Origin of the sequence: Sphingomonas sp. URHD0057 (assembly GCF_000620665.1) — a bacterium.
Lineage (GTDB): Bacteria > Pseudomonadota > Alphaproteobacteria > Sphingomonadales > Sphingomonadaceae > Sphingomicrobium.
The window spans coordinates 335703-352537 of sequence record NZ_JIAU01000005.1 but is presented as its reverse complement, the minus strand read 5'-3'; the positions used below and the strand labels follow the sequence as shown (position 1 = coordinate 352537).

Genomic DNA, 16835 nt, shown 5'->3' with positions numbered 1-16835 from the left:
GCGCGGCCTTCCTGACATCCCATATTCCCCTTCGGAATAGATTTTTCGGAGCAGCCAATGGCGCGCGTTACAGTTGAAGATTGCGTTGATAAGGTCTCGAACAGGTTCGATCTGGTCCTGATCGCGGCCCAGCGCGCGCGGCAGATATCGGGTGGGGCCGACCTCACCCTTGACCGCGATCGTGACAAGAATCCGGTCGTCGCTCTGCGCGAGATCGCCGAGGAGACGGTGAAGCCCAAAGAACTCGGCGAAGCGATCGTCACCAACCTCCAGAAGGTGCGCATCGACGAGGAAGACGAGACGGAAGAGCTGGCCTCGCTGAGCGATGCGGCCGAGGCGCTGCGCCTGACGGCAGCGGCGCCGCCGCGTCCGACTCCGTCGGGCGGCGATTACGAGTAAGCGCCAAAACACTCGTCATTGCGAGCGTAGCGAAGCAATCCAGTAGCCTCGCTTCAGAATCTGGATTGCTTCGTCGCTTCGCTCCTCGCAATGACTGACTCATGGTTCCCTTTTCGTTCGCAGGCGAAACATTCTTCGCGACCCCCGGCGGGGCCCTGTTCTGGCCCGAGCAAAGCGCGCTGCTGGTTGCCGACCTGCACCTCGAAAAGGCGAGCTGGTTCGCGCGGCTCGGCCAGTTCCTTCCGCCCTATGATTCGCACGCGACCCTGACTGCGATCGGGGATGCCGTCGAGCAGACCGGCGCCGCCCGCCTGTTTTGTCTCGGCGACAGCTTCCACGATTCCTTCGGCTGCGACCGCCTGCCGGCGAATGCCCGCGACCTACTGACGACGTTGACGGCGAAGCTCGACTGGACGTGGATCGTCGGCAACCACGATCCCGGCATTGCCGACCATTGCGGCGGGCGCATCGCGAAGGAAGTCGAGCTCGCCGGCATTATCCTGCGCCACGAAGCCGTGCGCAGCGATCCCCGACCCGAAATGTCGGGCCATTATCACCCCAAGCTCCGCGTTCACCTGCGCGGCCGGCAGGTGTCGCGCCGCTGCTTCGTGGTGTCGCCGACCAAAGTAATCTTCCCCGCCTTCGGAGCGCTGACCGGCGGCCTCGACGCGCACCATCCTGAAATCCTGCGTTCGGTGGGAAGCAACGCTGCGGCGCTGGTGCCAGTCTCCGACCGGCTGCTCCGTTTCCCCCTCGCCGCCTAATCGGCCCGCCGGATCTCGATCGCCATCGCCCCGGTCGGCGACAGCAGCAGCCGCGCGATCGCCGGGTGGCGCTTGCCGAAGGTCGCCGCCTGCAGCTCGTTGCGCGCAGCGTGGCGGTCGAACTTGAAGCCCTGGTTTTCCGCCGAAGTCTTGAGACGGTCGAGATGCATGTCGAGATCGGCGATCCCCTCTTCGGGATCGAACCGCATCACTTCCTCGAGGTCTGTCATCGGTCTCTTCATTGTCGGGGCGGCGACAAAGGGCAAGTACGATTGCGCAGTGCTGCGGCTGTTCCTACACCCCCGTGCATGAAGACAGCCATCCTGTTCGCGGCGACGCTCGCCGCCATCGCCGTCCCTGCGTCCGCTCAGCAGATCGATCCCAAGGTTCGCGCCCGGATCGATCGCATCCTCAAAGCGACGCCGTTGATCGACGGTCACAACGACTTGCCCGGCCAGCTCGGCGATTACTACAAGTCGAGCGTCGAAGGTCTCGCCAGCGGCACGGACAAGCGACCGACCCCACTGATGACGGACATGGCGCGGCTCCACGAAGGAGATGTCGGCGCGCAATTCTGGTCGGTCTTTATCGACGCCGACATCCACGGCGATGAAGCCATCCGCGATACGATCCAGCAGATCGACGTCGTCAAGCGCCTGGTCAAAGCATATCCGGGCGACCTCGCCCTCGCCGGCACCGCGGACGATATCGTGCGCATCCACAAGACCGGGCGCGTTGCCTCGCTGATCGGGATCGAGGGCGGCCATCAGATCGGCGGCAGCATGCCCGCACTGCGCCAGTTCTACGATCTTGGCGCGCGCTACATGACGCTCGCGCATTTCAAGAACAACGAGTTCGCCGACAGCGCCAACGACGACCCCAAATATCACGGGCTCAATGCCTTTGGGGAAGCCGTGGTTCATGAAATGAACCGCATCGGCATGCTGGTCGACCTCAGCCACGTCAGCGCCGACACCATGCGCGCAGCGATCAAGATCAGCCGCGCCCCGGTGATCTTCTCGCACAGCGGCGCGTTCGCGATCGATCACCACCCGCGCAATGTCCCCGACGACGTCCTTCGCCTGCTGCCCGCCAACGGCGGGGTGGTGATGGCCAATTTCTACGCCGGCTACGTCTCCGATGAGTTTCAAGCCTGGAATGTCGCCAAGTCGACCGAGGAAGAGCGCCTCAAGCTGGCGATGCTCGGCCAGCCCAAGGAACGCGAAGACGCGCTGAAGGCGTGGGTTCAGGCCCATCCGGCGCCGGTCGTCACCGTCGCTCAGCTCGCCGATCATGTCGATCACATCGCCCAGGTCGCCGGTTACGATCATGTCGGGATTGGCGGCGATCTCGATGGCATTCCATATGACGAAGCGCCCGCGGGCATGAACAGCGTCAGCGGCTATCCCTTGCTGTTCGCCGAGCTGATCCGCCGCGGCTGGTCGGACGCCAACCTCGCCAAGCTCGCCGGCGGCAACGTCCTTCGCGCGATGCGCCAGGCGGAGGCGGTCGCTGCCTCGATGAAGGACGAACCGCCATCGATGGCCACGCTCGAACCCGCCAAATGAACGAGCCGCCGCTCAAGGATCCTCCTTTGCGAGCGGCGATCATCCCGGTGACGCCGTTGCAGCAGAATTGTTCGCTCCTGTGGTGCACCGCGACGATGCGGGCGGCGTTCGTCGATCCCGGCGGCGACTTGCCGCGGCTCAAGGCCGCCGCCCAGCAGGCTGGGGTGACAATCGAGAAGATCCTCCTCACCCATGGCCACATCGACCATTGCGGCTCGGCCGGCATCTTCGCCGAGGAGCTCGGGGTTCCGATCGAAGGACCGCACGAGGACGATCTGTTCTGGATCGCCCAGCTCCACGAGGATGGCATGCGCTACGGCATCAACGGGCGACCGTTCACTCCCTCGCGCTGGCTGGTCGATGGCGACCAGGTGACGGTCGGCGAGCTGACGCTCGATGTCGCCCATTGCCCGGGCCACACGCCGGGCCATGTCGTCTTCCACCACCCGGAATCGAAGCTCGCATTGGTCGGCGACGTGCTGTTCCAGGGGTCGATGGGTCGGTGGGACTTCCCGCGCGGCAACCAGCAGCAGCTGATCCGCTCCATCATCACCCGATTGTGGCCAATGGGCGACGAAACGGCGTTCGTCCCCGGCCACGGCCCGATGTCGACCTTCGGCCACGAACGCCGGACCAATCCGTTCGTCGGCGACAGGGTTTTGGCCGCCGTCTGACTTGCAACCTCGGGCACAACCGCTATAGGAGCGGCGGTTCGCGACGATCCGGCCGCCGCCGCGGGGTCAGCCCCGCCGGGACATGGCGCAGATCGTCGCAATTTTTATTGATTTCAAAGGTGTGCCGCAATGGCTGTCCCCAAGAGAAAAACCTCGCCGTCGAAGCGCAACATGCGCCGCAGCCATCATGCGCTGACCCCGACGAAATTCCAGGAATGTCCGAATTGCGGCGAATTGAAGCTGCCGCACAACCTGTGCGCGGCGTGTGGCCATTATAACGGCCGCGAAATCGTCCCGACCGAGGCCTAAGCAGCGGACGGCCTCGAGATGGCCGGGGGCCCGCGCATCGCAATCGACGCAATGGGAGGCGACGGCGGCCCGGCCGCGATGCTCGCCGGAGCGTCGCGTGCGCGCCGCCGCGACCCGACGCTCCAGTTTATCGTCTTTGGCGACGAGCGGCGCGTCGGGGATGAGTTGCAGCACCACGGCAACCTCCAAACCGGCGTGATCGTCGTCCATTCGCCGGAAGAGATCGCGGCCAGCGAGAAGCCGACCCAGGCGATCCGCCGTGCGCGCACGACATCGATGGGTATGGCGATCAACGCGGTGAAGGAAAATCAGGCGGATGCCGCTTTGTCCGGGGGCAACACCGGCGCGATGATGGCGATGGCGAAGCTTGCGCTGAGGACCATGCCGGGGATCGACCGCCCGGCGCTCGCCGCCTTGCTACCGACGCTCGGCGAAACCGATATGGTCATGCTCGACCTCGGTGCGAACACGGAGTGCGACGCACAGAACCTCGTCCAGTTCGCGGTGATGGGCGCGGCCTACGCCCGCACCGGGCTGAGCATCGCCAAGCCGCGGGTCAAGCTGCTCAACATCGGGACTGAAGAGCTCAAGGGCACCGACGAGCTCAAGGAGGCTGCAGGCCTGCTGCGCGAGGCGGACTATCTGCCGTTCCGCTTCGACGGCTTCACCGAGGGCGACCAATTGTCGCGTGGCCACGTCGACGTGGTCGTCACCGACGGCTTTTCCGGCAATATCGCGCTGAAGACCGCGGAAGGCACGGCGCGCTTCGTGACCGACCTGCTGCGCCGCGCCTTCAAGAGCTCGCTGCGCTCGAAGGCTGGCTTTGCCCTGTCGCGCCCGGCGCTCAACCTGCTCAAGCACCATCTCGACCCCAACAATCATAACGGCGCGGTTTTCCTCGGGCTCAACGGCCTGGTCGTGAAAAGCCACGGCAGCGCGACTCCCAAGGGCGTCGCCAACGCGATCGGCGTCGCCGCCCGGATGGTTCTGAACGACATCACGCGCAAGATCGGCGAGGATCTCGACAATTTCCGCGCGCACGCCTTCAATGAGGCCGCCCAATGACTCGCCGATCGGTCATCGCCGGCGTCGGCAGCGCGCTGCCCAGCCGCCGCGTCAGCAACGAAGAGCTGGCCCAGACCGTCGACACCACCGACCAGTGGATCGTCGAGCGCACCGGGATCCGCAGCCGCTACGTCGCGGCGGAGGGGGAGACCACTGCCACCCTCGCCACCGACGCCGCTCGCCGCGCGCTCGAGCATGCCGGGCTCCAGGCCACCGACATCGACCTCATCGTGCTCGCCACCGCCACCCCTGACCAGACCTTCCCGTCGTCGGCGACCAAGGTCCAGGCGGCGCTCGGGATCGACGATTGCATCGCTTTCGACGTGCACGCCGTATGCACCGGCTTCCTCTATGCGCTGGCGGTCGCCGATTCGATGCTGCGCTCCGGCAACGCGACCCGGGCACTGGTCATCGGCGCGGAGACGTTCAGCCGCATCCTCGACTGGGAAGACCGCGCGACCTGCGTCCTGTTCGGCGACGGCGCGGGCGCGCTGGTGCTGAGTTCGGAGGAGGGCGAGCGCGGAATCCTCGCCACCAAGCTCCACGCCGACGGCCGCCACAACGACTTATTGTTCGTCGATGGCGGCCCGTCGACGACGGGCACCGTCGGCAAGCTCAGGATGAAGGGCCGCGAGGTGTTCCGCCACGCGGTGGTCAACCTCGCCGGGGTGCTCAACGAAGTGCTGGCGGAAGCGGGCCTGACCACCGCCGAGGTCGATTGGGTCGTACCCCATCAGGCGAATGCGCGAATCCTCGATGCGACCGCGAAGAAGCTCGGCCTTCCCCCCGAGAAAGTCGTGGTGACGGTTGGCGAACATGCCAATACGTCCGCGGCATCCGTCCCTCTTGCGCTCGACACCGCGGTGAAGGATGGGCGAATAAAGCGCAACGATATCGTCGTCCTGGAAGCGATGGGCGGTGGCTTTACGTGGGGAGCGGCTGCGCTCAGGTATTGAAAAATCTCGGATATTCGTGAAAATGTCGAATTGCCGACAGGACTAAAAAACGTTACGAAACTGTAATTGAAATGCCGGGGGGCGCCGGCGCTGCGGGAGAATATTCGATGGCGGATCTCGGGATCGCGCGCCTGAACAATAAAGACTCTGATGCCAACGGGACTTTGACGCGCGCTGACCTGGCGGATGTCGTTCACCGCAAGCTCGGACTGTCGCGGGCCGAATCGGCCGGCCTCGTCGAGCGCGTCCTCCATCACATGTGCAACGCCCTCTCCGAGGGCAAGAATGTGAAGGTCTCGGGCTTCGGCACCTTCATTCTGCGCGACAAGGGGCAGCGCATCGGCCGCAACCCCAAAACCGGCGTCGAAGTGCCGATCGCGCCGCGCCGGGTGATGACCTTCCGCGCCAGCCAGATCATGCGCGACCGGATCGCGAAGGGCTGAACGACGGGTGGCGACCGGAGAAAAAGACCCGGGCGCTCTAAAGACGATTGGCGAATTGTCGCAGGAATTGGGCGTCGCCCAGCACATCCTGCGCTACTGGGAAACGCGCTTTTCGCAGCTCCGCCCGATGCAGCGCGCGGGGAACCGGCGCTATTACCGGCCCGCCGACGTCGAGCTTGCGCGACGCATCCACCGCCTGCTCGATCAGGAAGGCTATACCGTTCGCGGCGTGCAGAAGGTGCTGCGCGACAAGGAAGCGCAAGCGGTCGAGGTCGCCCATGCCGCGCGCGAGACTGCGCACCCGACCAATGAGGCGCCTGACGAGGGCCAGTCGGTCGACGTCTTTCGCTTGATCACCCTGCGCGACCGGCTCGCGGCGGCGCTGGACACCTAATCGGCCAGATCCGCCGGGTAGATCAGCTCGACGATTCGCCCATTCTCCGGCTGAAGATCGGCCCAGCTCTCGACCGGGAGCTCGATCGCGGCCAGCGCCGCGGTCGGAAACTTCTCCTCGACCCGCCTCCGCAAGCCGCCGTCGTCATCGGCCGACAACTTCGCGACCAGCCGCTCCGCCGAGGTATTATGCCCGACCAGCAGGGCGCTGCTCACCTCGTCGGGGATGGTTGCGAGAAGCTCGAGCAGCTCGGCAACGCGCGCCATGTAGATGCGCGGCTCAATCCGAATCGGGACGTTCAGCGGACAATTTTCCTGCACGCCTTCGAGGGTCTCCCGGACCCGGGCAGCCGGGCTTGCGAGCACGATATCGAAGCGTAGCCCGCGGTCCTTCATCTCGAGCCCCACCCGCCGGGCGGCCTTGCGTCCGCGCCCGTTGAGCGGGCGATCGAAATCGTCGATCCCGCGATCCTTCCAGCTCGACTTGGCATGCCTGAGGACCGTCAGCCGCTTCATTCCACCCCCTCCATTTGCCCGGCGGGCTGCACCGTCTGGGCGAGCCTTTCTTCGACTCGCTGGATCGCAATGTCCAGCGGCACGCGGCGCACGGTGACGCCGGGCGGAAATGCCGACAGCAGGCGCGACGGCATCGCCGCCGACAAGATGACGAACAGGCCCTGGTCGCCCTCGCGCCGGATCAACCGCCCGAACCCCTGGGCCAGGCGGGCGCGGACGACGCGGTCGTCATAGGCGCTGCCGCCGCCCGCCATGCGCCGCGCCGCGTGGAGTACCGTCGGGCGCGGCCAGGGAACGCGTTCCATCACCACCAGCCGCAGCGACTCGCCCGGCACGTCGACTCCGTCGCGCAGCGCGTCGGTGCCGAGCAGGGACGCGCGCGGGTCGTCGCGAAAGATGTCGACCAGCGTCCCGGCGTCGATCGGGTCGACATGCTGGGCGAGCAGCGGGTGCCCGCCCCGTGCCAGCCGGTCGGCGATTCGCGCGTGGACGGCCTTCAGGCGCTGGACCGCCGTGAACAGCCCTAGCGTGCCGCCTCGCGCCGCCTCGATCAGCCGCGCATAGGCGCCGGACAGCGTGGCGATGTCGCCCGCCTTCACGTCGGTGACGATCAGCACCTCGGAGCAGCCGGCGTAATCGAACGGGCTGTCGGCTTCGAAGTGCTCGACCGGGCCGGCGACATGCGCGGCGCCGGTCCGCGCCTCGGCCGCCGGCCAGTCCTCGCCGCCGCGCAGCGTCGCCGAGGTAACCAGCACGCCATCGGCTTGCCTGAACACCTGCTCGGCGAGCGGCTTGGTTGGGTCGAGGCAGTGCCGGTGGATGGCGACGTCATACTCGCGCCCGTCGATCCGTTCGACTGCGAGCCAGTCCACGAACTCGGGATCTGCCTCGCCGCCGATACGGCCGAGCAAGGCGATCCACGCCGCAAGCGTCTCTCGCCGCCACGCCAGCCCACGGATTGCGCCCTCGACCCGTGCCCGCGCCTGGCTGTCGAGCCAGTCGGGAGCAGCCTCCAGCACGGCATCAAGCCGCCGCGCCAGAGCGGCGAGCGGCTTTTGCAGCTGGTCGAGGGATTCGCTCGCGGCCACGGCCGCGGACACCAACGCCCCGTCGGGGTCGGCCAGTTCGGTCTCCAGCCCGTAGCCCGCTTCCTGCGCCTTGGCGCGTGCATAAACCATGCCGCGCACCTCGCTCAGCAAGGCTTCGATCGGGCCGAACGGGGACCCTTCGACTAGTCGCTGCAGCCAACCGTCGGAGACGAGGCCGCGCGCCGCTTCGATCGCCGCCTCGAGCGCTCGGCCGCCCTCCTCGTCGTAAGAGGCGACATCCATGAGTCGGGCGGCGAGCCCGCGGCGCCGCCCGCGGGACCGGCCCTCCGGCCCGACGATCCAGCGGCGCAATTCGATCACCTCCTGCCCGCCGAAGGTGATGGAGAAGGTCGAATCGGCGGCATCGAACAAATGATGGCCCTCGTCGAACAGGATCCGGCCCGGCGCGTCCTCGCGGCCGCGCGCGGCATTGACCATCACCAAGGCGTGGTTGGCGATGACGATGTCGGCCTCGCGGCTGGCGTGTTCGGCGCGCTCGATGAAGCAGCGGCGATAATGCGGGCAGCCGGCATAAACGCATTCGCCGCGGCGGTCGGTGAGCGCGGCGGCGCCGGCGCGGCGGAACAGGCTCGGCAGCCAGCCCGGCAGGTCGCCGCCGACCATGTCGCCATCCTTGGAATAGGCCGCCCACCGGCCGACCAGATGCGCGAGGATCGCGGCGCGCCCGGCGAACGCGTCCTGAAGCGCATCCTCGAGGTTGAGCAGGCAGAGATAATTCTCCCGGCCCTTGCGCACGACGATCCGGCGAGCACGCTCCTGCGCGTCGGCGAACAGCTTGGGACCCTCATCATCGAGCTGGCGCTGAAGCGCCTTGGTGAAGGTCGACACCCACACCGTTCCGCCCGACCCCTCGGCCCACAGCGAAGCAGGCGCGAGATAGGCGAGCGTCTTGCCGATGCCCGTGCCCGCCTCCGCAAGGAGCAAATTGGGGACGTCCTTCGCGCGCTTTGGAGCGAACACCGAGGTCGCCGCTTCGGCCATCGCGCGTTGACCTTCGCGCGGCTCGGCGCGGCCGGTCAGCTGGTCGAGCCGGCGCGAGGCTTCGCCTGGATCGACCCGGACCGGGCGCGGGAGCGGCCGCTCGCCCGCCTCCTCCCACTGCTTCAGTCGCGAAAACAGCATCCGCTCGCCCTGGCTGGGCCGCTCGAGCCGGGCGCCGATCAGCGGCGACCATCCCCAGCCGAGCCGATGCAGCGTGACATTGCTGATCCACGCCCCCTCGCGCTCGCGCCACTCCGAATCGGCAAGCACCGCGAGCAAGCGCTCCGCTGTGGTTCGCAACGCCGCCGCCGCCTCGGCCTCGCTCGACGGCGGCTCGAGACCCAGCACACGGCTGAGCCCGGCCGCGGTCGGGACGGCGAATCGTGCCGGGTGAAGGAAGGCGAACAGCTCGAGCAGGTCGAGCCCCGACAATTCGGGATAGCCGAGCCGCTGTCCAACCAGCGGTGCGTTCAACAGGATGTGCGGCGTCTCGGCGGCACGCGCGATCGCCTCGCCCCGGCTCGCCTCACGCACCTCGCCATCGCCGCTCGCCAACCAGATGCCGGCATGGGTTGCGTGGAGGGCTGGGAGCGGGAGAAGACGCACGCACGCACCTTACGGCAAAGCGGAACGAAAATGGAACGCGAAATCAGCCGCTCAGCGCGTCGATCAACAGCTTTTTCACCCGCGCGACCAGCTCCGGCGTGCGCTTGCCGAGCACTCCGCGCGCGTTCTCGGGGAGGTGCTCGACGGGATCGCTGTTCTCGCCGAAAATGTAATGGCCGAACATGTTCCGCCACGCCGCCAGCTCGTGCGGCGGCAGGTCCCGCATCGTGATCACCGCGTGATAAAGCGCGTTGAGCGGGGTCAGCAGCGGCGGCTCGGCGTCGCGCCACCAGAAATTGATCAACGCCCCGAAATCGTCGAGAGAGAGGACGTCGTGCCACCACATCGCCGGAATGTAGAGCGCATCACCGGGACCCAGCTCCGCTCGCAGCGCGGACTTCAGCGCCTCGCTGAAGCGCGGGTAGGTCGCGAGATCGGGGGTGTCGATGTCGACGAGACTGATCGGCTGTCCGGCCAGGGTGAAATCGAGCGGCCCGACATAAAGGTTCTTCAGCTGCTCGGGCGGGAATAACGTAAACCGCCGCCGGCCTGCGACGACGCAGGCGAGATTCTGCGACTGGTCCCAGTGGGTGGCGGTGTGTGTCCGGTTCCCGAGCCACAGCGAGATGAGCGTCTCGCGCGTCATATCGAGCATCGTCACCGGAATATTCGGAATGAGTGGAGGCAGGTGCTTCTGGATCGGAATCCCGCCCGCGTACATTGAATGGGGTTTGTCGTGCCCGAGCTGGCGCAGCAGCAAATCGAGCAGCTGGTCGACCGTCGCCAGCTTCCGCTCGAAGTTGAAGCCGCTGAAGTCGGCATTGTAGTTGAAGCGGCCATCGACCTCAGGCGGAGCAAACCATGCCTGGAACGGCTCGTCGGTCGCGGCGAATTGGAGCATTTGAGCGAGGGCTTCGGGCCCGTCGTTGCCGGCTTTGACCAGTGGCCAGTCGGCGACCAGCCCGCGCAGCACCGCCGGCTCGCCCTTCGGCACGATTTCGCGCTCGAAGCGCTCCCGATCCATCGGTTCATATTCGGCGATCGGCCGCATGTCCTTCGGCTAGCAGCGCCGCCGCCCGTTCGCTAGGAGCGCGGGGCAAATGTCCGACGTCCCCGATCTCCGCAACGCCGCGCTGGCGTCCAAGGCTTGGCCCTATGAGGAGGCGCGCAAGCTGCTGAAACGCTGGCCTGAGGGCAAGCCCGCGGACCAACCGATGATCTTCGAGACCGGCTACGGTCCCTCGGGGCTGCCCCACATCGGTACCTGGAACGAGGTCGCCCGGACGACCTTCGTGCGCCAGGCGTACGAGGAGCTGACCGGCGGCGGCGCCACGCGCCTGATCGCCTTCAGCGACGACATGGACGGACTGCGCAAGGTTCCCGACAATGTCCCCAACCAGGAACTGCTCACCGAGAATCTGGGGCGCCCGCTGACCAGGATTCCCGACCCGTTCGGCACCCATGAAAGCTTCGCACACCACAATAATGCGATGCTGCGCTCGTTCCTCGACCGCTTCGGTTTTGAATACGAATTTGTCTCGGCGACTGATTGCTATACCAGCGGCGAATTCGATGCCGTGATCCGCAAGGTCCTGCACGGCTGGGACGCGATCATGGGCGTGATGCTGCCGACGTTGCGCGAGGACCGCCGCAAGACATATTCACCGGTCCTTCCGATCTCGCCGACGACCGGACGCGTTCTGCAAGTTCCGGTCGAGGTGATCGACGCCGAAGCGGGGCTCGTCGCCTTTGATGACGAGGACGGCGGACGAATCCAGCAATCGGCGTTCGGCGGCCTCGCCAAGCTGCAATGGAAGGTCGACTGGGCGGCGCGGTGGGTGGCGCTCGAGGTCGATTATGAGATGTCCGGCAAGGACCTAATCGACAGCGTCGTCCAGTCAGGCAAGATCGCCCGCGTCCTCGGCGGCCGCCCGCCCGACGGCTTCAATTACGAGATGTTTCTCGACGAGAAAGGCGAGAAGATCTCCAAGTCCAAGGGCAACGGCCTCAGCCTCGAGGATTGGCTGCGCTACGGCAGCGAGGAGAGCCTCGCTTTCTACATCTACCGCGAGCCGAAGCGCGCCAAGAGCCTGCACATCGGGGTCATCCCGCGCGCGGTCGACGAATATTGGCAGTTCCGCGGCAATTATCCGGGCCAGCCGATCGAACAAAAGCTCGGCAACCCCGTCCACCACATCCACAACGGCAAGGTACCCGAAGGCACGCTGCCGCTAACCTATGGGCTGCTGCTCAACCTGGTCAGCCTGCCCGGCGTCGCCGACAAGGACACGGCGTGGCGGTTCGTGCAGCGCTACGCGCCGGGTACGTCAGCCGAAACCGATCCCGAGCTCGACCAGCTAATCGGTCTCGCCGTCAATTACGCCCGCGACTTCGTCGTCCCCGAGCTGCGCCGCCGCCCACCCAACGCGATGGAAATCGAAGCGCTGCGCGACCTCGATTCGGAGCTCGCTACACTTCCGTCCGAAGCCGACGGCGAAGCCATCCAGCACGCCGTGTTCGAGGTCGGCAAGCGGCACCCGTTCGAGAGCCTCCGCGCCTGGTTCCAGGCGCTTTACGAAATCCTGCTCGGCTCGTCCCAAGGGCCGCGCCTGGGCAGCTTCATCGCCCTCTACGGCATCGACAACAGCCGCAAGCTCATTGCCGAGGCGCTTGGCTGACAAGAAAGGGCGCCGCGGCTTCCCGCGACGCCCTCAACCTTGTTACGAAATGACCTACCAGAAGAAGTTGTAGATCACGTCCACGACCTGGCCGCTCCACGTGTCGACGAGAATGGCGTCGTCATAGTAGCGGACCCACCGCGTTCCCGGCGGCGCATAGGGCAGGCGATAGTACCACGGATCGTTGATCCAGAACCGGCTGCTGTAATAGTTCGGCCACATCCGCCACCCGATCTGAAACGGGTTATAGCCCCAGCCAAACGGGTCGTAATAGAAACCGAGGTGGAAGAGCGACCGGTGATGCCGGCGGTGATTCTGCCAGTCGTAGCGGTTGTTGTTACGCCAGTTGCTGCTCCACTGGACCGGCGCGCGGTTGCGCTCGACCCGAAGCGGCGGCTGGGTGCCCGGACGCGGCACGTTGCTGACCACCGGCGGGCGGGTGTGCAGCACCCGCGGCGTCGGCCGCGACGATTGGCGCAGCTCGCGATTGTCGCGCAACTGCTGAAGCCGCTCGGCACGCTGGCCGGCGCGCTCGCTCCGGTCGGCCTGGAGCTGCTGACGCTGGACAGGCGGAGTGTTGGCGCCGCCGCCGAAGTTCGCGTGCCCCTGGCGCTCATATGCAGGCTGAACCTCCTGACGCTCGACCGGCGGCTGCTGGCGCGGCTCGATGTTGCGCGGCTCGGGCCGGCTGTTCGACTCGCTCTGGTTCGACGACGAACGGTCCTCGCGGGCCGACTGGCGATCCTCGCGCGCCTGCTGCCGCTCGGCGCGGGCCTGCTCGCGGTCGGACGGATCGGGACGCTCGGCAAGTGCCGGCGATGCGGCCGCGCTTGCCAGCAAAAGGGAGATCAGGACTTTACGCATGACAGTGACCTTTCAAGTTCATTACAACGGTTTCTGCTCCATTTCAGATGAGCCGCCGCTTAACCGTTTCGGGTCCGTTTGTTCAGGTTTCGAGGACGCCGCCGCCGCTCGCGCGGCGCGCGCGACGGCCTTGCGGATCCGCGGATAGGCGCCGCAGCGACAGATGTTGGGCAAAGCCGCAACCTGCTCGTTTGAAGGATTGGCGGTCGCATCGAGCATTGCGGCGATGGCCATGATGAAGCCCGGCTCGCAATAGCCGCACATCGTCACCTGCTCGGCGAGCCAGGCCTGCTGCACCGGGTGCGACCCGTCCGGTGACAGGCCCTCGATGGTGGTCACGACCGCGCCCTCGAGCGCGCCGATGGCGACGCTGCAGCTGGTCACCGCCGTGCCGTCGATGATCACCGTGCACGCCCCGCAGTCGCGGCTGTCGCAGCCGTATTTGGTGCCGGTCAGGTTCGACGCGTCGCGCAGCGCCCACAACAAAGGTGTCGCCGGGTCGAGCCTGTAGTGAATCGCTTCGCCATTGACGGTCATCCGGGTCATGGCGGTCAGGCTAGCGCGCGCGGGACCCGGCTGCCAAGATGTGAAGCATGGGGCGGGTCCAGACGAGCGCGGGCTATTCGATCGGCTATGACCAAGCTGGCGGTGGCGACGCGACCCCGATCGTCTTCCTGCACGGAGTCGGCTCGGACAAGTCGGTATGGCATCTGCAGCTCCGGCACTTCGCCGCCGAGCGGCGGGCGATCGCCTTCGACTATCCCGGTTACGGCGACAGCGATCCCGCTCCGCGCAGCACCACGCGCGACGATTATGCCACCGCGATCCTGTCCGCGCTGACCGCGCTCGGGGTCGAGCGAGCACATGTCTGCGGCCTGTCGCTCGGCGGCGTGGTCGCCATTGCGCTTCACCATGCGGCGCCCGAACGATGCGCCTCACTGATCCTGGCCGACACCTTCGCCAGGCATCCCGACGGGACCGCAATCTATGAGCGGTCGGTCGCCGCGAGCGAGGACATGCGGGCGTTGGCGGAAGGGCGGGCCGACGTGCTGCTCGCCCAGCCCGCCGATCCGGCGATTCGCGAGGAGGTGGTGGAGACCATGGCGCGGATCGATCCCGCCGCCTTCTGCATCGGCGCCGAGGCAGTGTGGCTCGCCGATCAGGCCGGCCGCGCCGCGGCCATTCAGGCGCCCGCGCTGATCCTGTGCGGCGCCGAGGATAAGGTCACGCCGCCCGAGCTGTCCCGCGAGCTCGCACACATCGTCGGCGGTTCGCGTTATGATGCGATCGAGCATGCCGGGCATCTCACCAATCTCGAACAGCCTCACGCGTTCAACCGCATCGTCGACGAGTTCATCCGGGGGTTCGACTGACGGCGAGCTTAGCTTTGGCAGGCTTCCCGTTCGTTCGCTGACAGACGCGCGAACCCGGCATCCGGAGCGGTGCTGATTGCCACACCGCTTGACGCGCAGCTTTTCAGCAGGAAGCGGACCTTGCGCGCGCGGAAGTCGAGCGAGACCCGGCGGAACGTCCCCAGCAAGTCGGTTCCGAGCAGTAGTGACGGCTGCTTGGAAAGGCCGAATACTTCGAACGGCGGCACGTCGGCAAACGCGATCGGCACATTGTGCAAGGTGATCGGGCCGATCTTGAGCTCGCCGATCAGCGCCATTTGCATGTTTCGCGTCACGCCCGTGACGCCGGTCGCCTCGACCGTCCAGAATTTGTCGCGATTGCCGCGGATGAGCTTGTTGCGCAGCGCGACGTTGCCGATCGTGACTTCCGATCCGGTATCGACGACCGCGTCGAGCGCCAGGCCGGCGGCCTTGACCTGGGTCAGGATCAACTGACCATGCCGGCGGCGCGCGATGATCACGATGGCTCCGGGATCGTATCTCTCGGGAAGCCGCGCGTCCTCGATCCTGACGACCTTCTTTTCGAAATCCATCATCAGCCGCTGATTGACGAGGGCGTCGATCCCAACCATGCCCTCGCCGCCGAGGTCCTGTTCTCGCAGCGCCGGCAGTTCGAGGTCCGTAATCGCGGTCCGGCCGAGCGCCAGCTGGGCGACCTTCACGCGATCGACGATGCTGCGGTCGGTCGTGCCGTTGAGGATTGCGGGCGTGCCGAGCGGCAGCGCCAGATCATGAGCGATGCGAAGGCCGACGACGGACGTGTCGGCGCCGCTATCCACGACGAAGCGATAGGGGCCGCGGCCGTTGACATGCGTGTCCACGGTCATCCTCGTGCCGACCTTGCGCGCGCGGATGTCGTCTCCGCCGATGTCGAGCTTATTGTCGAACGCCGCCCGCGGGAGCGGCGGCACGGTCGACGGCCCGGGCGGGGCCGGCCTGGGCTTGGCGATTTGCGGCGCCTGCGCGGCGGCCATCGCCGACCCGACAAGCGTCAATGCCAGGAGCAAACTGAACCGACGCCCGCGCACTCGCACCCCTTCCCACAATCCCCGCCAGCGTAACCGAGTCAGCGCTGCTGTCCATCGATATAGACGGCACAGGCAGACTGTTCGATGAATGTCAGCAAGTCGTCGAGGATGGCTACTGTTCGCGCCAGACCGGACGACGCTTTTCGAAGAAGGCGTCGATGCCCTCCTCCGCATCGGCAGCCAGCATGTTCTCGATCATCACCCTCGACGTGTGCTCGTACGCGTCCGCCAGTCCCATCGCCGCTTGCGTGCGCACGGCTTTTTTCCCGAGCCGCACCGCGGTCGGCGACTTTGCCGCAATCCTGTTAGCAATTTCCACGACAGCTTCGCTCAGCCCCTCTCGCGGCACGATCCGGTTCACCAGCCCGAATGCCAGCGCGGTTTGGGCGTCGATCATCTCCCCGGTCAGCAGCATTTCCATCGCTCGCTTGCGGTTGATGGCGCGCGTCAGCGCGACCGCCGGAGTCGAGCAGAACAGCCCGACGTCGATCCCGTTCACGCCGAAGCGCGACTGGTCGGAGGCGATGGCAAGATCGCACGACGCAACAAGCTGGCATCCTGCCGCGGTCGCGACCCCGTCCACTTCGGCGATGACCGGCTGCGGCAGGTCGACGATCGATTGCATGAGCCGCGCGCACGCCGCGAAGGTGCGCTCGAAGAACGCCTTGCCGCCGTCGGCATCGGCGCGATGGGCGGTCATCTCCTTGAGGTCGTGACCGGCCGAGAACAGTTTCCCCGCCGCGGCGATGACGACAACGCGCACGGATTTGTCCCTGCCGGCCGCGTCGAGCTCCGCCTGAAGCGCTTCCATGACCCCGAGCGAGAGAAGATTCGCCGGCGGATTCTCCAGCGCCAGCCGAAGCACTGCCCCGCGCCGCTCGGCACCGATCAATGTGTCACTCATTCCCGACAGCTACCTCCGGCGACGTCGGCTTGCCACCCGCAGCAGACATTCCACTGTCCTACAGCCGCGCGGCTGTGGCATGCAGGGGCAATGTCCTTTCGTGCTTACCGATTGAAGATCGTGCCGCCGTCGCGGGTCGCGCACGCGGGCGCGCGCACGCGTACGT

Annotated in this window: 19 protein-coding genes; 11 read left to right on the top strand and 8 right to left on the bottom strand. The window is 66.5% G+C overall.

The genetic code is table 11. The features are described 5' to 3' along the window. Positions 1-57 precede the first annotated feature (57 nt). Positions 58-399, top strand: a complete 342-nt coding sequence (gene rpoZ / locus N539_RS0101930) for a DNA-directed RNA polymerase subunit omega (protein ID WP_028968896.1) — start codon at positions 58-60, stop codon at positions 397-399. Between the two features lie 101 nt (positions 400-500). Further along, positions 501-1163 carry a ligase-associated DNA damage response endonuclease PdeM gene (pdeM, locus tag N539_RS0101925; protein ID WP_028968895.1) on the top strand — a complete coding sequence of 221 codons (663 nt, stop codon included), beginning with the start codon at positions 501-503 and terminating at the stop codon, positions 1161-1163. Here the strand turns inward: pdeM and N539_RS0101920 are convergent. Further along, on the bottom strand, positions 1160-1393 hold the full coding sequence (locus N539_RS0101920; protein WP_028968894.1) for a hypothetical protein: 234 nt from the start codon (positions 1391-1393) through the stop codon (positions 1160-1162). The genes pdeM and N539_RS0101920 overlap by 4 nt on opposite strands. Positions 1394-1471: 78 nt before the next feature. On the opposite strand from N539_RS0101920, the gene N539_RS14975 reads away from it, so the two are divergent. The 7 genes from N539_RS14975 to N539_RS0101885 all read left to right on the top strand — a co-directional run bounded on the left by N539_RS14975 (position 1472) and on the right by N539_RS0101885 (position 6572). Beyond that, positions 1472-2731 carry a dipeptidase gene (locus N539_RS14975; RefSeq protein ID WP_037551700.1) on the top strand — a complete coding sequence of 420 codons (1260 nt, stop codon included), beginning with the start codon at positions 1472-1474 and terminating at the stop codon, positions 2729-2731. Beyond that, positions 2728-3405: an MBL fold metallo-hydrolase gene (locus tag N539_RS0101910; RefSeq protein ID WP_028968893.1), complete on the top strand. Its 678-nt coding sequence runs from the start codon at positions 2728-2730 to the stop codon at positions 3403-3405. Before N539_RS14975 ends, N539_RS0101910 begins: the two co-directional genes overlap by 4 nt. A gap of 129 nt (positions 3406-3534) precedes the next feature. Then, positions 3535-3714, top strand: coding sequence for a 50S ribosomal protein L32 (rpmF, locus tag N539_RS0101905; RefSeq protein ID WP_028968892.1), 180 nt, complete (start codon positions 3535-3537; stop codon positions 3712-3714). Positions 3715-3732: 18 nt separating this feature from the next. Beyond that, positions 3733-4779 (top strand): phosphate acyltransferase PlsX, encoded by a 1047-nt coding sequence (gene plsX, locus N539_RS0101900; RefSeq protein ID WP_028968891.1) that lies wholly within the window; start codon positions 3733-3735, stop codon positions 4777-4779. Next, positions 4776-5735, top strand: a complete 960-nt coding sequence (locus N539_RS0101895) for a beta-ketoacyl-ACP synthase III (protein WP_028968890.1) — start codon at positions 4776-4778, stop codon at positions 5733-5735. The genes plsX and N539_RS0101895 overlap by 4 nt, the downstream gene beginning before the upstream one ends. A 107-nt stretch (positions 5736-5842) precedes the next feature. Beyond that, positions 5843-6178 carry an integration host factor subunit alpha gene (locus tag N539_RS0101890; RefSeq protein WP_051531296.1) on the top strand — a complete coding sequence of 112 codons (336 nt, stop codon included), beginning with the start codon at positions 5843-5845 and terminating at the stop codon, positions 6176-6178. 7 nt (positions 6179-6185) lie between these two features. Then, entirely contained in the window at positions 6186-6572 is a 387-nt protein-coding gene (locus N539_RS0101885) for a MerR family transcriptional regulator (protein ID WP_028968888.1), read from the top strand. On the opposite strand, the gene N539_RS0101880 is transcribed toward N539_RS0101885, so the two are convergent. Genes N539_RS0101880 through N539_RS14970 form a run of 3 tightly spaced genes read right to left on the bottom strand, consistent with a single transcriptional unit; the run spans position 6569 to position 10834 of the window. Further along, positions 6569-7087, bottom strand: coding sequence for a SixA phosphatase family protein (locus N539_RS0101880; protein WP_028968887.1), 519 nt, complete (start codon positions 7085-7087; stop codon positions 6569-6571). The genes N539_RS0101885 and N539_RS0101880 overlap by 4 nt on opposite strands. Further along, positions 7084-9783: an ATP-dependent DNA helicase gene (locus N539_RS0101875; RefSeq protein WP_028968886.1), complete on the bottom strand. Its 2700-nt coding sequence runs from the start codon at positions 9781-9783 to the stop codon at positions 7084-7086. The genes N539_RS0101880 and N539_RS0101875 overlap by 4 nt, the downstream gene beginning before the upstream one ends. Positions 9784-9826: 43 nt before the next feature. Then, on the bottom strand, positions 9827-10834 hold the full coding sequence (locus tag N539_RS14970) for a cupin-like domain-containing protein (protein ID WP_037551697.1): 1008 nt from the start codon (positions 10832-10834) through the stop codon (positions 9827-9829). A gap of 49 nt (positions 10835-10883) precedes the next feature. On the opposite strand from N539_RS14970, the gene N539_RS0101865 reads away from it, so the two are divergent. Further along, positions 10884-12461: a lysine--tRNA ligase gene (locus tag N539_RS0101865; protein WP_028968885.1), complete on the top strand. Its 1578-nt coding sequence runs from the start codon at positions 10884-10886 to the stop codon at positions 12459-12461. 54 nt (positions 12462-12515) lie between these two features. Here N539_RS0101865 and N539_RS18055 read toward each other — a convergent pair whose 3' ends face one another. Then, positions 12516-13325 carry an RcnB family protein gene (locus N539_RS18055; RefSeq protein WP_081774128.1) on the bottom strand — a complete coding sequence of 270 codons (810 nt, stop codon included), beginning with the start codon at positions 13323-13325 and terminating at the stop codon, positions 12516-12518. A gap of 21 nt (positions 13326-13346) precedes the next feature. Continuing rightward, complete coding sequence (locus tag N539_RS14965) at positions 13347-13871, bottom strand: (2Fe-2S)-binding protein (RefSeq protein WP_051531179.1); 525 nt, start codon at positions 13869-13871, stop codon at positions 13347-13349. Positions 13872-13918: 47 nt separating this feature from the next. Here N539_RS14965 and N539_RS0101850 point away from each other — a divergent pair, with 47 nt between their 5' ends. Further along, the gene (locus N539_RS0101850; protein WP_028968883.1) at positions 13919-14698 is read left to right on the top strand and encodes an alpha/beta fold hydrolase; all 780 of its coding nucleotides are present in this window, start codon (positions 13919-13921) and stop codon (positions 14696-14698) included. An 8-nt stretch (positions 14699-14706) separates the two neighbouring features. Here N539_RS0101850 and N539_RS0101845 read toward each other — a convergent pair whose 3' ends face one another. Together N539_RS0101845 and N539_RS0101840 are read right to left on the bottom strand one after the other, a co-directional pair. Beyond that, positions 14707-15765 carry a pepsin/retropepsin-like aspartic protease family protein gene (locus N539_RS0101845; RefSeq protein WP_231462816.1) on the bottom strand — a complete coding sequence of 353 codons (1059 nt, stop codon included), beginning with the start codon at positions 15763-15765 and terminating at the stop codon, positions 14707-14709. 112 nt (positions 15766-15877) lie between these two features. Beyond that, positions 15878-16669 carry an enoyl-CoA hydratase gene (locus N539_RS0101840; protein WP_028968881.1) on the bottom strand — a complete coding sequence of 264 codons (792 nt, stop codon included), beginning with the start codon at positions 16667-16669 and terminating at the stop codon, positions 15878-15880. Positions 16670-16835: the final 166 nt, after the last annotated feature.

Bases quoted from the DNA above. Each gene is read 5' to 3' on its own strand.
- N539_RS0101840 (WP_028968881.1), bottom strand. From the start codon at position 16,669: ATGAGTGACACATTGATCGGTGCCGAGCGGCGCGGGGCAGTGCTTCGG.
- N539_RS0101890 (WP_051531296.1), top strand. From the start codon at position 5,843: ATGGCGGATCTCGGGATCGCGCGCCTGAACAATAAAGACTCTGATGCC.
- N539_RS0101895 (WP_028968890.1), top strand. From the start codon at position 4,776: ATGACTCGCCGATCGGTCATCGCCGGCGTCGGCAGCGCGCTGCCCAGC.
- N539_RS14965 (WP_051531179.1), bottom strand. From the start codon at position 13,871: ATGACCCGGATGACCGTCAATGGCGAAGCGATTCACTACAGGCTCGAC.
- N539_RS14975 (WP_037551700.1), top strand. From the start codon at position 1,472: ATGAAGACAGCCATCCTGTTCGCGGCGACGCTCGCCGCCATCGCCGTC.
- plsX (WP_028968891.1), top strand. From the start codon at position 3,733: ATGGCCGGGGGCCCGCGCATCGCAATCGACGCAATGGGAGGCGACGGC.
- N539_RS18055 (WP_081774128.1), bottom strand. From the start codon at position 13,325: ATGCGTAAAGTCCTGATCTCCCTTTTGCTGGCAAGCGCGGCCGCATCG.
- N539_RS0101880 (WP_028968887.1), bottom strand. From the start codon at position 7,087: ATGAAGCGGCTGACGGTCCTCAGGCATGCCAAGTCGAGCTGGAAGGAT.
- N539_RS0101850 (WP_028968883.1), top strand. From the start codon at position 13,919: ATGGGGCGGGTCCAGACGAGCGCGGGCTATTCGATCGGCTATGACCAA.
- N539_RS0101865 (WP_028968885.1), top strand. From the start codon at position 10,884: ATGTCCGACGTCCCCGATCTCCGCAACGCCGCGCTGGCGTCCAAGGCT.
- rpmF (WP_028968892.1), top strand. From the start codon at position 3,535: ATGGCTGTCCCCAAGAGAAAAACCTCGCCGTCGAAGCGCAACATGCGC.
- N539_RS14970 (WP_037551697.1), bottom strand. From the start codon at position 10,834: ATGCGGCCGATCGCCGAATATGAACCGATGGATCGGGAGCGCTTCGAG.
- pdeM (WP_028968895.1), top strand. From the start codon at position 501: ATGGTTCCCTTTTCGTTCGCAGGCGAAACATTCTTCGCGACCCCCGGC.
- N539_RS0101920 (WP_028968894.1), bottom strand. From the start codon at position 1,393: ATGACAGACCTCGAGGAAGTGATGCGGTTCGATCCCGAAGAGGGGATC.
- rpoZ (WP_028968896.1), top strand. From the start codon at position 58: ATGGCGCGCGTTACAGTTGAAGATTGCGTTGATAAGGTCTCGAACAGG.
- N539_RS0101910 (WP_028968893.1), top strand. From the start codon at position 2,728: ATGAACGAGCCGCCGCTCAAGGATCCTCCTTTGCGAGCGGCGATCATC.